Source organism: Brevibacterium sp. CFH 10365, from assembly GCF_009299785.1.
Lineage (GTDB): Bacteria > Actinomycetota > Actinomycetes > Actinomycetales > Brevibacteriaceae > Brevibacterium > Brevibacterium limosum.
This window is the reverse complement of record NZ_VIGO01000002.1, coordinates 14,047-26,678: the sequence shown is the minus strand read 5'-3', so window position 1 is coordinate 26,678 and position 12,632 is coordinate 14,047. Positions and strand designations below refer to the sequence as shown.

General features: G+C 64.9%; 10 protein-coding genes and 6 tRNA genes. 1 reads left to right on the top strand and 15 read right to left on the bottom strand.

The features are described from left to right. Positions 1-8: 8 nt before the first annotated feature. The 13 genes from ruvC to FHG09_RS03320 form a co-directional block, all read right to left on the bottom strand. A complete protein-coding gene (gene ruvC / locus FHG09_RS03380; RefSeq protein ID WP_152346308.1) occupies positions 9-605 on the bottom strand; it encodes a crossover junction endodeoxyribonuclease RuvC in 597 nt (198 codons plus the stop codon). Next, entirely contained in the window at positions 605-1,357 is a 753-nt protein-coding gene (locus tag FHG09_RS03375; RefSeq protein WP_152346307.1) for a YebC/PmpR family DNA-binding transcriptional regulator, read from the bottom strand. The genes ruvC and FHG09_RS03375 overlap by 1 nt, the downstream gene beginning before the upstream one ends. Positions 1,358-1,470: 113 nt before the next feature. Next, positions 1,471-1,950, bottom strand: a complete 480-nt coding sequence (locus tag FHG09_RS03370) for an NUDIX hydrolase (RefSeq protein ID WP_152346306.1) — start codon at positions 1,948-1,950, stop codon at positions 1,471-1,473. A 130-nt stretch (positions 1,951-2,080) separates the two neighbouring features. Then, complete coding sequence (locus FHG09_RS03365) at positions 2,081-4,123, bottom strand: alpha/beta hydrolase family protein (protein ID WP_152346305.1); 2,043 nt, start codon at positions 4,121-4,123, stop codon at positions 2,081-2,083. After that, complete coding sequence (locus tag FHG09_RS03360) at positions 4,120-4,725, bottom strand: HIT family protein (protein ID WP_152346304.1); 606 nt, start codon at positions 4,723-4,725, stop codon at positions 4,120-4,122. The genes FHG09_RS03365 and FHG09_RS03360 overlap by 4 nt, the downstream gene beginning before the upstream one ends. Then, positions 4,722-6,728, bottom strand: a complete 2,007-nt coding sequence (gene thrS, locus FHG09_RS03355; RefSeq protein WP_152346303.1) for a threonine--tRNA ligase — start codon at positions 6,726-6,728, stop codon at positions 4,722-4,724. Before thrS ends, FHG09_RS03360 begins: the two co-directional genes overlap by 4 nt. 196 nt (positions 6,729-6,924) lie before the next feature. After that, positions 6,925-7,734 carry a DUF4190 domain-containing protein gene (locus FHG09_RS03350; RefSeq protein ID WP_227492524.1) on the bottom strand — a complete coding sequence of 270 codons (810 nt, stop codon included), beginning with the start codon at positions 7,732-7,734 and terminating at the stop codon, positions 6,925-6,927. A gap of 1,505 nt (positions 7,735-9,239) precedes the next feature. Next, positions 9,240-9,311, bottom strand: a tRNA-Val gene (locus FHG09_RS03345). 37 nt (positions 9,312-9,348) lie between these two features. After that, positions 9,349-9,420, bottom strand: a tRNA-Val gene (locus FHG09_RS03340). 37 nt (positions 9,421-9,457) lie between these two features. Beyond that, positions 9,458-9,529, bottom strand: a tRNA-Val gene (locus FHG09_RS03335). A 37-nt stretch (positions 9,530-9,566) separates the two neighbouring features. Next, positions 9,567-9,638: transfer RNA gene (locus FHG09_RS03330), tRNA-Val, on the bottom strand. A gap of 30 nt (positions 9,639-9,668) precedes the next feature. Next, positions 9,669-9,739: transfer RNA gene (locus FHG09_RS03325), tRNA-Cys, on the bottom strand. 26 nt (positions 9,740-9,765) lie between these two features. Beyond that, positions 9,766-9,838, bottom strand: a tRNA-Gly gene (locus tag FHG09_RS03320). Between the two features lie 136 nt (positions 9,839-9,974). On the opposite strand from FHG09_RS03320, the gene FHG09_RS03315 reads away from it, so the two are divergent. After that, on the top strand, positions 9,975-10,451 hold the full coding sequence (locus FHG09_RS03315) for a TIGR02611 family protein (RefSeq protein WP_227492523.1): 477 nt from the start codon (positions 9,975-9,977) through the stop codon (positions 10,449-10,451). A 137-nt stretch (positions 10,452-10,588) separates the two neighbouring features. Here the strand turns inward: FHG09_RS03315 and zapE are convergent, their stop codons facing one another. Together zapE and era are read right to left on the bottom strand one after the other, a co-directional pair. Then, positions 10,589-11,596, bottom strand: a complete 1,008-nt coding sequence (zapE, locus tag FHG09_RS03310) for a cell division protein ZapE (RefSeq protein WP_152346301.1) — start codon at positions 11,594-11,596, stop codon at positions 10,589-10,591. A 97-nt stretch (positions 11,597-11,693) separates the two neighbouring features. Continuing rightward, positions 11,694-12,632 carry a GTPase Era gene (gene era, locus FHG09_RS03305; RefSeq protein WP_152346300.1) on the bottom strand — a complete coding sequence of 313 codons (939 nt, stop codon included), beginning with the start codon at positions 12,630-12,632 and terminating at the stop codon, positions 11,694-11,696.

Here is a 12,632-nt window from a genome sequence, read left to right as displayed (position 1 = left end):
CCCCACACTCATTTGGCGCGCCGCATCGCCTCGGCCCACTGCTGCTGGGCCTTCGTCAGTCCGCTGCCCTGGCGGCCGCCGGCCTTGCGTTCGGTGAGGTCCTTGTTCATGCCCGGTGTCGATTGGGCCGACAGGGCCCCGCGCCAGGAATGGCAGATGGCGATCGCCAGAGCATCGGCGGCATCGGCGGGCTTCGGCGGTGCGTCGAGTCCGAGGATCCGCGTCACCATCGAGGTGATCTGCTTCTTGTCGGCACGACCGGAGCCGGTGATGGCTGCCTTGACCTCGGACGGGGTGTGCATGGCCACGGGCAGTCCGCGGCGGGCCGCCAGCCCCATGGTCAGTCCCGATGCCTGGGCCGTGCCCATGATCGTGGACACATCGTTGCGTGCGAAGACCCGTTCGATGGCCACGACGTCGGGACGGTACCTGTCCAACCAGGTGTCGAACGCCTCTGCGATGGATCCGAGACGCAGGTCGACGGAGTCGGCCGAGGGGGTGCGCAGAACGTCGACGGCGACCATTGTCGCCTTCCGGGCGGGCAGGGTGTCGATGACGCCCAGCCCGCACCGGGTCAGACCGGGATCAACGCCGAGGATGCGCATCAGGCATCGAGTTCGGCGAGGACCTCATCGCTGACATCGGCGTTCGAGTAGACGTTCTGCACCTCGTCGCTGTCTTCGAGCGCGTCGATGAGGGTGAAGACCTTCTGCGCGGTCTCCGCGTCGAGGCTGACCTCGAGCTCGGGAACGAATGAGGCTTCGGCCGAGTCGTAGTCGATTCCGGCGTCGACGAGGGCGGTGCGCACGGCCACGAGGTCGGTGGCCTCGCAGATGATCTCGAACTTCTCCCCGACCTCCTTGACCTCTTCGGCTCCGGCGTCCATGGTCGCCAGCAGGATGGCCTCTTCATCGGTCTCGTCCGCACCCACGGTGATGACGCCCCTGCGGTTGAAGTTGTACGTCACGGAGCCCGGATCGGCCATGCTCCCGCCGTTGCGGGTCACGGCCACGCGCACCTCGGAGGCCGCACGGTTGCGGTTGTCGGTGAGGCACTCGATGAGCAGCGCCACACCGCCGGCGGCGTAGCCTTCGTACATAATCGTCTCGTAGTTGACTCCGGAACCGTCGAGGCCGCCGCCGCGCTTGACCGCGCGGGTGATGTTGTCGGCGGGGACCGAGTTCTTCTTCGCCTTCTGGATCGCATCGAACAGAGTCGGGTTGCCGTCGGGGTCAGGTCCACCGTTGCGAGCGGCAACCTCGATGTTCTTGATCAGCTTGGCGAAGAGTTTGCCGCGCTTGGCATCGATGGCAGCTTTCTTGTGTTTAGTCGTTGCCCATTTGGAATGACCTGACACTGGTGTTCCTTCCTGTAGTTACAGCCTCTCAAGTCTATACGCTGACCGAGGAGACTTGTGCAGACGCCCGTTCGGAGGTCTGCGCCGGCCGGTATTCGGCCGCAGACGCGGGTTCAGTCGATGACCAGCGGCACTTCGGGAACGGACCCGGCGGTGGCCAGATCGATGAGGCCCAGCAGATTCTTCGGATAGATCGTCTCCGTCGTGTCCAGAAGCTCCTCGCGGGTCCACCAGCGGAATTCGAGCAGGCTGCGCTTCTCGATGTCCGTCCAGACCGCGTCTTCGAGTTCGATGTCCTCAGCGGTGCGGAACGCGAAGTACGTCTCGACTTGGCGCAGCGACTTCTCCGTGAACTCGAAGACCTCGTCACGAGTGGCCAGGGGGCCGATGAGTTCGTGCGGTTCGCATTCGATCCCGGTCTCCTCCGCCAGTTCCCGGGCCGCCGTCTGCGCAGCCGATTCGCCGAGTTCGGAGCCGCCGCCGCAGGTCATCCACCATTGGTGACTGGGTGTCAGCAGATCTTGGGCCCGGATCAGGAGAACCTCGTCGCGCTCATTGAGTAAAACGACCCTTGAGGCTTTACGAGGTTTCATGTTTCTCCAGTGGTCGGCGGCGAGAGGAGGCAAGTGTTTGCAGAATAATGATGCTGGGGGATTTCGGCAAGAGCGCGACAGCGGTCCAGAGAACGATATCGGCTCTGTGCTTTCCCGACCAACTCGACGCTCATGACGCGGAGTCGGGCGCTGCGGCGGCGCTCGGGTCAGCCGCTTCCGGGCGATGTCGCTCGCCCTCTGGCTGCGTCCGATTCCGGCCGCTCAGATGCCGATCCCACCAGTCGAGGATGGCTTCGAAGCGCTGCCTGCGGTGGCGAGGCTGGCCGGCCCGGGAGAGCTCGTGGTTCTCGCCTGGGAAGATGAGCATCTCGGTGTCGACTCCGGCTCGCTGCAGGGCCGCATAGTACTGCTGGGCCTGTTCCAGCGGGCAGCGGAAGTCGCGTTCCGAATGCATCACCAGCGTCGGTGTGCCGACCTGCGGGGCATGGGCCAGGGGCGATTGGCGCACGATCGCCTCACGGCTGCGGCTCGTGTACTCCTCGGTGAAGAAGCGGCCGATGTCGGAGGTTCCGACGAAGCTGTCGGGGTCGAGGTAGCCGCGTTCGACGATGGCTCCTCGGAAGCGCTGGTCCGCGGCGATCGTCATGGCTGTGAGATATCCCCCATACGATCCGCCCTGGATGCCCAGACGGCTGCTGTCGAGGGTGGGATCGGATTCGAGGGCGTGGTCGAGGACGGCGAGCACGTCGGCCATCGCCGGTGCCGCCATGTCGCCTTGGACTGCGGTCCCCCAGCTGCGGGTGCGCCCGCCGGAGCCGCGCGGGTTCGAGAACACGACTGCATATCCCGCGAAGCTGAGCACCTGGGTCTCGTCGAACCACGAGTGGGTGTACTGGGCGAAGGGTCCGCCGTGGATGTTGAGGATGACCGGGAATGGCCCCTCACCGTGCGGTTTGGCCAGCCAGCCGGTGATCGTCCCGGATTCGCCGGGCACACGCAGCACCTGGGGAAGGACGGAGTTCGCCGGCGCCGGATGTTCCTTGACGACGACAGCGTCGCCCGGCGCCGAGGCGGTCCCGGAATCCGGGCGGCCATCGAGGGGGATGCGGCCGAGCACCGCCGGGGACTGCGGGGTCGCCCCGGTGAAGACGAGAGCCGCGTCGTTGAGGTCGAAGCCGTTGACGACTGTGGTGTCGTCGGTGAGGAACTCGAGTTCGTCGAAGCCGATCTCTGCGGCGTCGAGGCCGATGCGAACGACACGGGTGGCTCCGTCGGTGTCGACGGCGGCGATGATCGCTCCCCCGTCGATTCGGGGCGGGATCGATGCCATGGCCACAGTCTCCGGGTCCGTCAGCCGCCTCGTGGAAGCCGTTGTCAGGTCGTGGACGAAGAGTCCGGGCATCTGCCCGACGAAGTCGAGTTCGTCTCGGGTCAGAGCGTTGCCGAGCAGCAGCACGGTGTCCTCGTCGAGCCACCGGTGCAGACCGACGTCCATGGAGGGCAGCTCGAGCGGGGTCGGGTCCTCACCCTCGAGCAACCATACCGTGGAGCGCAGATCGGGCTGTCCCTGGTCGGGGCGGAGAGCGGAGACCACGGACACGCGTGTGCCGTTCGGGGAGAACTGCGGATCGCGGACATCGGTGTCCGGGGTGGTCAGCAGAGTCGACAGCGGCACTTCGGAGGCTCCGCGAAGACCGACCGTGCCGAGACCGGGTTCGGAGAGGTCGACGAGGAAGGCACGTGCCGGTCGGTCGTTCGTATAGCCGAGGCCGTTGGCCAGGTAGGACGCCGAGGTGATCCGCCGTGGGGATTCTTCGGTCTCCGGGATGGACTCGTCGAGTCCGTAGCGGCCGGGTTCGGCGACCCGGGCGACGTAGAGAGCCCTGGCCCGGGAGTCGTCGAGGGCGAACTCGGAGACGCCGAGGTGGCTGTCCGTGATCTGGTGCGCCGTCTCCAGGCTGTCGCCGACGAAGAGCTGCGGGGCGGCGTTCCTCTCCGCACTCAGGTAGCCCGACCAGCTTCGGCCGCACTGCGGGGCCGAGTCCGACCATGAGTGGGTCAGCCGCCGGGAGCTGTCCTCGGTCAGGGAGAACAGCTGCGCGAGGTAGCTGTTGGTCTCCAAGTCGGGTCGCCGGATCGTGATGACGGTGTCAGCGCCGCGCAGCACGGGCGAGGAGTACTCGGCAAGAGTGCCGAGGTCTTCAGGATTCATCGGTTCCATTCCTTTGACAGGCGTGCCTGCACATCGCCGTGCACTTGCGGCAGGGCCTTCGTCTGGGCGATCACGGGCAGGAAGTTCGCGTCTCCGCCCCAGCGCGGGACGACGTGCTGGTGCAGGTGCGCGGCGATTCCGGCTCCGGCGACCGGTCCCTGGTTCATGCCCAGGTTGAATCCGTGGGGTCCGGACACGGCCCGGATGACGCGCATCGCCTGTTGGGTGAATTCGGCGAGTTCGACGGTCTCGTCGGCGGTCAGGTCCGTGTAGTCCGCCACGTGGCGGTAGGGGCAGATGAGCAGGTGCCCCGGGTTGTACGGATAGAGGTTGAGCACCGCGTACACGGTCTCACCACGGGCGACGATGAGTCCTTCGACATCGGACTTCCCCGGTGCCGTGCAGAACGGGCATTCGCCGGCACCGTCGTCCTTCGGTTTGTCCTGACCGTCGATGTAGACCATCCGGTGCGGGGTCCACAGGCGTTGGAATCCATCGGGTTCCCCGGGGAACCCCGCGGCGGCCTCGGGATAGGGAGTCCCCTCGCCGAGGCGACCGCCTCGGTGCTCCGACGCGGACCGGTCCTCGTCGCCTCCGCTCATACTTGGGCCTTGGTCTCAATCGCGTCGAGGATTCGTCGCACCGCCTCGGCGACGGGGACGCCGTTCTCCTGTTCGCCGCTGCGGAAGCGGAAGGACACGGCACCCGCGTCGCGGTCTTCTCCTCCGGCGATGAGGGTGAAGGGCACCTTCGACTTCGATGCGTTGCGAATCTTCTTCGGGAACCGGTCGTCGCTGTCGTCGATCTCCACGCGGACTCCGGCCCTGCGCAGCTGGTCGGCCACCTCGGCGAGGTAGTCGTCGAACTCATCGGCCACGGGGATGCAGGTCACCTGCACGGGCGCCAGCCACACGGGGAAGGCGCCGGCGTAGTGCTCGGTGAGCACGCCGAGGAAGCGTTCGATGGAGCCGAACTTCGCGGAGTGGATCATCACCGGCTGCTTGCGGGAGCCGTCGGCGGCGACGTATTCGAGTCCGAAGCGCTCGGGCTGGTTGAAGTCGAGCTGGACGGTCGACATCTGCCAGGTGCGGCCGATGGCGTCGCGGGCCTGGACGGAGATCTTCGGTCCATAGAAGGCCGCGCCGCCCGGGTCGGGGACGAGTTCGAGTCCGGTCTCCTGGGCGACCTCCTCGAGCACACTGGTGGCTTCGACCCACTGTTCGTCGGAGCCGATGAACTTGTCGGCCTTCTTCCCGTCCTCGTCTCGGGTGGAGAGCTCGAGGTAGAAGTCGTCGAGGCCGAAGTCGCGCAGCAGGCTGAGCACGAAGCCCAGCAGGTGGCGGATCTCCGCAGCGGCGTCTTCCTGGGCCACGTAGGAGTGCGAGTCGTCCTGAGTCAGGGCACGGACGCGGGTGAGGCCGTGGATGACTCCGGAGGCCTCGTCGCGGTAGACGGTGCCGAACTCGAACAGGCGCAGCGGCAGGTCGCGATAGGAGCGGCCGCGGGACCGGTAGATGAGGTTGTGCATCGGGCAGTTCATGGCCTTGAGCCGGTACGGAGTGCCCTCCTTGACGACCTCGCCGGATTCGTCGCGGACCTCATCGACGGCGATCGAGGGGAACATGTTCTCGCCGTAGTAGGGCAGGTGGCCCGAGGTAAAGTAGAGAGTCTCTTTCGAGATGTGCGGGGTGCCGACGTATTCGAAGCCCTCGTCGATGTGGCGGGCGCGGACGTAGTCCTCCATCTCCCGTTTGATCACACCGCCCTTGGGGTGGAAGACGGGCAGACCGGAGCCGAGCTCCTCGGGGAAGGAGAACAGATCCATTTCGGCACCGAGCTTGCGGTGGTCGCGGCGTTCGGCCTCGGCGATGCGGTCCTGGTAGGCCTTGAGGTCGTCCTTCGAGGCCCAGGCGGTTCCGTACACGCGCTGCAGGCTCGCATTCGCCTGGTCGCCGCGCCAGTAGGCGGCCGAGGATCGGGTGATGGCGAAGCCGTTGCCGATGAGCTTGGTGTTTGGCAGGTGAGGGCCGCGGCACAGGTCCTGCCACACGACTTCGCCCTTGCGGTCGACGTTTTCGTAGACGGTGAGCTCACCGCCGCCGACCTCCACGGAGGTCTCCTCGTCGGCGCCCTTGCCCTTGTCGTCGATGAGTTCGAGCTTGTAGGGCTCGTTCGCCATGCGCTCCCGTGCCTCATCCTCGGTGACGACGACGCGGTTGAAGGTCTGACCGGACTTGACGATCTGGGCGGCCTTCTTCTGAATCGCCTTGAGGTCTTCGGGAGTGAAGGGCTCGGCGACGTCGAAGTCGAAGTAGTACCCGTCGGTGATGTAGGGCCCGATGCCGAGCTTGGTGCCGGGGAAGAGCTCCTGGACGGCTTGAGCGGTGACGTGACCGGTGGAGTGGCGCAGGATGTCGAGTCCGGCGCCGGAGTCGATGGTGATCGGTGCGATCCGCTCACCTGGCTGCAGTTCGCGGCTGAGGTCGGCGGGTTCGCCGTTCAACCACATTGCAACGACCGTGCGGTCGGCGGAGAAGATCTCCGTTCCGGTCAGCCCCTCTTTCCAGGGAATGCTTTCGCCCGCGCAGTCAATGCTGTCTGCCACTGATCTTCTCCGTTCGTTGAGTGTTCATTCGAGCAGCCCGTCCGGTGGGCTGCTCACCCTGAGATTCTAGTACCGATTTCGCTGGGACAGATCAGTTGGGTGGCAGTCGTTCGACTGCCACCCATACCGATTCCGCTGATCCGTGCGTCCGCAGTGTCAGGACCTTGTGGGCCCTGTCACCTCGGCGTTCAGACCGTCACTGCTTGTAGAACTCGAAGTCCTTGCCCTTGCCGAGGTCGTCGATGAGCTCGAGCTTGAGGTGCATCCCATCGATCTCTGCGCTGGGAACGGCGTAGGCGAGTTCATAGGTCGTTTCGCCGCCGGCAGGCACGGGATCGGTGAAGGCCAGCGAGCCCTTGTAGTTCGAGCCGTCGAAGACCTCGTCGTATTCCTTGCTGCCTCCGTCGGTGGCAGCGAGATTCGTGAGAGTCATCTCCACGTCGGAGCTCGAATTGTTCTTCACGGTCATCGTCACGACGGCGATCTCACCATTCGTCGACTCGGCACCGGAAGCGGACGACGATGCGGTGCCCGGGCGGACATTGATCGCGGCGGTGACGTCGTCACCGATCTCGACCTCGCTTGCCTGCGCGGGTGCGGCCTCTCCGCCGTCCGATCCCGGGCTCGGGTCCTGACCGGCGCCCTGGCTCGTGCCGGGCGAAGCAGAGGAGCTGGCGGCTTCGTCGGCGGCCTTGAAGATGAACGCGCCGAACATGATGGTCGCAACGATCACGATGATCGAGATGACGACCGACACGATGCCGAGGATGATGCCGGTGATGTTGAGGCCCTTGTTGCTGGCGAGGCCCTTCTTGACCGCAGAGAGGCCGACGAAGCCGAAGATCACCGCGGCGATGCCGAAGAGTGCGCCGCCGCCGAAGACGAAGGCCCCGAGAATGCCGACGATGCCGCCGATGAGAGCGAGGATGCCCCAGATGTTCTTCGACGTGTTGCCGCCGCTGCCCGACGGGTACTGACCGTAGGCGGCGTTCGGGTTGGCCGGCATGAACTGATCGGAGGACCCCTCGGCGCCAGCGTAGGCCGGCTGCTGGCCGTACTGATTGGCGTCGTATCCCTGCGCGTTGGCGTCGTAGGGATTCTGGCCGTACAGGTTCTGGTCAGGCTGTCCCTGGCCGTACGGGTTCTGGCTGTTCGGATCCTGGCCGTACGGGTTCTGGCTGTTCGGGTCCTGGCCGTACGACGCNCGTATCCCTGCGCGTTGGCGTCGTAGGGATTCTGGCCGTACAGGTTCTGGTCAGGCTGTCCCTGGCCGTACGGGTTCTGGCTGTTCGGATCCTGGCCGTACGGGTTCTGGCTGTTCGGGTCCTGGCCGTACGACGCACCGTAGTTCGGCTGCGAGCCGTACTGGGGAGGCTGCTGCCCGTACTGCTGACCGGACTGCTCCGCGCCGTCGTTGCCGCCCTGACCGTAGTTCGGCTGCGAGCCGTACTGGGGAGGCTGCTGCCCGTACTGCTGACCGGACTGATCCGCGCCGTCGTTGCCGCCCTGACCGTAGTTCGGCTGCGAGCCGTAGGGCTGGCTGCCTGACGATCCGTACTGCTGACCGGACTGATCCGCACCGTACTGACCGGGCTGTTGTCCGGCGTTCTGATCGTTGCCGTAGTCGGGGGCGTTCGGCGGCTGGTTGTTCGGGTTCTGCCCGTTGGGGTTGTCGGGCGAACCGTCACCCGATCCGTACGGGTTCTGAGGAGTAGACATAGGTGCTCCGAAGTCATCGTCGTTCTGTACAACGCCTAGCGTACTAGCAAACCTGTGCGATGCCGCATGCCTACTGCGTTCCAGCCCTGGAACACGGTGAACAATTCGTACACAATCCGCATCAGCGACCTGAGCCCGCATCAGCGACCTGAGCTTCGAGAGTCATCCACTCATCGTTCGCAGACGGCGGAGGCACACAGCCCAGCTTCGTGCGTTCAGCACGCTCTGAGGTGAGCAGCCCATGTTCAAACTTGTGCTATTCGTCCAAAACTGGGCTGCGGCGAAAGAGCAGGCACTGACAGTGCCCCAGCACACCGACCGGCCACGGTCCTGACACTCTTCTCGGACAGTGACCCTGCACACCTACCGGACACAGTCCTGACACACTTCTTCGGCACGTCTGTGTGCATGGGACACCAGTGCGATTGCCTGGGGCCATGACCCACGCACCACGACATACTTTCGCCGGCCCTGGAGCCCACTTGAGTCACATCCGTTCGCGTCGGCGGGCCGAACCGCCGCATTTCGACCCTGGCATGGTCCCAGCGGCGTCGTGGCAACGGTACGATCCGGCGAATCGGTACACCTTCTTCCGAACTGCCCACCGAAGAACGTGATGAGTTCAGAGAAGACACGACCACAACAGGGACCCCTACTCACCCTCACGCAGGCTATTCATCCGAAACTGGGCTGCAGCCACATTTTGGCCTATAACCCGAAGAAGCAGGTACTGAGAGAGTACCCAAGTGTGAATGCACGAAGCCCCGAGTGGATCACTCGGGGCTTCTTGTGTGCGCGATACTGGGATCGAACCAGTGACCTCTTCCGTGTCAGGGAAGCGCGCTACCGCTGCGCCAATCGCGCTCTATTCATTTGTTGCACCGGAACCCGAGGGTCCCTGTGCGCGATACTGGGATCGAACCAGTGACCTCTTCCGTGTGAAGGAAGCGCGCTACCGCTGCGCCAATCGCGCTCTATTCATTTGTTGCACCGGAACCCGAGGGTCCCTGTGCGCGATACTGGGATCGAACCAGTGACCTCTTCCGTGTGAAGGAAGCGCGCTACCGCTGCGCCAATCGCGCTCTATTCATTTGTTGCACCGGAACCCGAGGGTCCCTGTGCGCGATACTGGGATCGAACCAGTGACCTCTTCCGTGTGAAGGAAGCGCGCTACCGCTGCGCCAATCGCGCTGGTCGATCAGCATTTCTGCTGACCTTCCGAGGTGGCGACGGGATTCGAACCCGTGTATACGGCTTTGCAGGCCGCTGCCTCGCCTCTCGGCCACGCCACCGCCAAGGCAGTGCCATGACGCCTCCGAGCGGATGACGGGACTCGAACCCGCGACCCTCACCTTGGCAAGGTGATGCTCTACCAACTGAGCCACATCCGCATTTCTCGCTGCCCGGTTTCCCTGGCAACGAGATATAACTCTATACGCAGGTGGAGGCATACGCAAAATCAGAATCGGGTGATCGTCGTCACAACCGTCGATCAAGCTTTCAGGGTCACCATCTTATAGTGGTTGGGTGAACCCAGAGAGTCCGCAGACCCGCCCCAAGGGCTGGTTGTCACGCCACCATCGACAAGGCCCCCGTCCGTGGCGCAAGCTGCGTCTGGGTTTCCTCCGCTGGCGTCGCACAGTGCTGGCCAATCCGCACACTGCGCGCATCTATCGCAGCATCGTCGGTGGTCTCGGCACGCTCATCGTGCTCATCGGCCTCGTGCTCGTTCCGCTGCCCGGCCCCGGCTGGCTCATCGTCATCATCGGTCTGTTCATCATCTCCAGCGAGTTCCGCTGGGCTCAGCGCCTTCTGCATTTCGTCCGGGTGAATGTCGAACGCTGGACGCATTGGATCATGGCGCAGCGGCTGTGGGTGCGGTGGACCGTCGGTGCGGTGACGGCGGCGTTCGTCGCCATCATCGTGTGGTTCGCTCTCAGATTCACCGGTCTGCCCGATTGGGTCCCGGACCTGCGCATCTTCGACGTGATCGGCCTGCGCTGACACGACCGACGCCCGTCACACCTCGATCGCAGGTGTGACGGGCGTCGGTCGTTCGGGCCGCCTCCTCCGGCAGAGGCAGGTGAGCGCCGACGATCACCTGTCTTCGCCACCGGGGTTCTGCAGAACCCCGGCCCGGCTCAGGACGACAGGGCGGTGAGGCGCGAGAGGCAGCGCATGTACTTCTTCTTGTACCCGCCGGCCAGCGACTCCTCGGTGAAGACAGCATCGAGGGCGGCTCCGGAATTGATGATGTGGACATTGCGGTCGTAGAGCCGGTCGACGAGAGCGACGAAGCGCAGAGCCACGCTCTCGTTGTCGATTGTGCGCACGTTCTCCCACACGGCGGCATCGATGCCGTCGACCATCCGCCCGTAGCGTGAGGGGTGGACGGTGGACAGGTGGCTCAGCAGCTCGGAGAAGTCATCCCGGGCGACGACTCCCTCCAACTGGCTCGCGGCCGCGTCGAGTTCGGACTCAGACAGCGGATCGGCCGGAGCGGTGAGCTCACGGGCACGGTAGTCCTTGCCGTCGATGCGGTAGACCTCGAACTGTTCGGCCAGCGCCTGAATCTCGCGCAGGAAATCCTGAGCGGCGAAGCGCCCCTCCCCCAGAGATCCGGGCAGAGTGTTCGATGTGGCGATGATCTTCACTCCCGCGTCGGTGAGTTCCCGCATCAGACGCGACATGAGCACGGTGTCGCCGGGATCGTCGAGTTCGAACTCGTCGACGCAGACGAGCTTCATCTTCGACAGGTCGTCGCGGGCCCGGGCGAAGCCCAAGGCTCCGACGAGATTCGTGTATTCGACGAAGGTGCCGAAGGTGGCCGGCTTCTCATTCGCGTGCCAGGCCGAGGCCAGCAGGTGGGTCTTGCCGACGCCGTAGCCGCCGTCGAGGTAGACGCCCTTGGCACCGGTTCGGCCCTTCGAGAAGAGTCTGCCGAAGAATCCCTTGCTCGTCGAGCGTTCGGTGAATTCCCGCAGCTTGTTCCGTGCCTCTTCCTGCGAGGGTTCGGCCGGATCGGTGCGATAGCTGTCGAAGGACACGTCCTCGAACTGAGGCGGCGGGACGAGACCTGCGATGAGCTCTTCGGGGGCAACCTGTGGGGAACGGTCGCTCAGTGCGACCAGAGTCTGCTCGGCATTCACTCGGCCTAGTCTAAGGCAGGCTGAAGGGCCCGGTTCAACTCGGCCCGGGCGAGGTGGCGCCCGTCACAGAGCGGACAGTGACGCACGGCGCAGACGGTCAGTTGTTGAAGTCGAAGCCCAGGCGGCCGAGCTGCTTGGGATCGCGCTGCCAGTCCTTGGCCACCTTGACGTGCAGGTCGAGGTAGACTTTCGTGCCGAGGAGCCGTTCGATGCCCTGACGGGATTCCGAACCGATGGCCTTGAGTCGGCTGCCGCGCTTGCCGATGATGATGGCCTTCTGGCTGGGACGTTCGACGTAGAGGTTGACGTGGACGTTCCACAGCGGGTTGTCCTCGCTGCGACCCTCACGCGGGTACATCTCCTCGACCTGCACGGCCAGGGAGTGCGGCAGTTCGTCACGCACCCCTTCGAGTGCCGCTTCGCGGACGAGCTCGGCGATCATCTTCTCCTCCGGCTCATCCGTGAGATCCCCGTCGGGATAGAGCGGAGGAGACTTCGGCAGATGGGCCGCCAGCACCGAATCGACGGTGTCGACCTGGAAGTCCTCGACCGCGGAGACGGGGACGACATCGGCGAAGTCGGCGAGTTCGCCGACAGCCAGCAGCGCCTCGGCGATCTTGTCCTTGGGCACCCGGTCGACCTTCGTCACGAGCGCCACGATCGGGGTCCGCCCGTCCAACAGCGCCAGCTGGGAGGCGATATAGCGGTCTCCCGGACCGATCGGCTCGTCGGCGGGCAGGCAGAAGCCGATGACATCGACCTCGCCCAGCGTGGAGGCCACGAGGTCGTTGAGCCGGGAGCCGAGCAGGGTGCGCGGTTTGTGCAGTCCGGGGGTGTCGATGAGGATGAGCTGGTGGTCGTCCTTGTGGACGATTCCACGGATCGTATGCCGGGTCGTCTGAGGCTTGGCCGAGGTGATCGCGACCTTCTCCCCCACCAGCGCATTCGTCAGCGTCGATTTGCCTGTGTTGGGCCGTCCTACGAAGCAGGCGAAGCCGGCCCGGTAGTCCTCGGGATAGTCCGTGCGAAATTCCAT

Bases quoted from the DNA above. Each gene is read 5' to 3' on its own strand.
- ruvC (WP_152346308.1), bottom strand. From the start codon at position 605: ATGCGCATCCTCGGCGTTGATCCCGGTCTGACCCGGTGCGGGCTGGGC.
- FHG09_RS03370 (WP_152346306.1), bottom strand. From the start codon at position 1,950: ATGAAACCTCGTAAAGCCTCAAGGGTCGTTTTACTCAATGAGCGCGAC.
- FHG09_RS03365 (WP_152346305.1), bottom strand. From the start codon at position 4,123: ATGAATCCTGAAGACCTCGGCACTCTTGCCGAGTACTCCTCGCCCGTG.
- FHG09_RS03360 (WP_152346304.1), bottom strand. From the start codon at position 4,725: ATGAGCGGAGGCGACGAGGACCGGTCCGCGTCGGAGCACCGAGGCGGT.
- FHG09_RS03350 (WP_227492524.1), bottom strand. From the start codon at position 7,734: ATGCCGGCCAACCCGAACGCCGCCTACGGTCAGTACCCGTCGGGCAGC.
- era (WP_152346300.1), bottom strand. From the start codon at position 12,632: ATGGAATTTCGCACGGACTATCCCGAGGACTACCGGGCCGGCTTCGCC.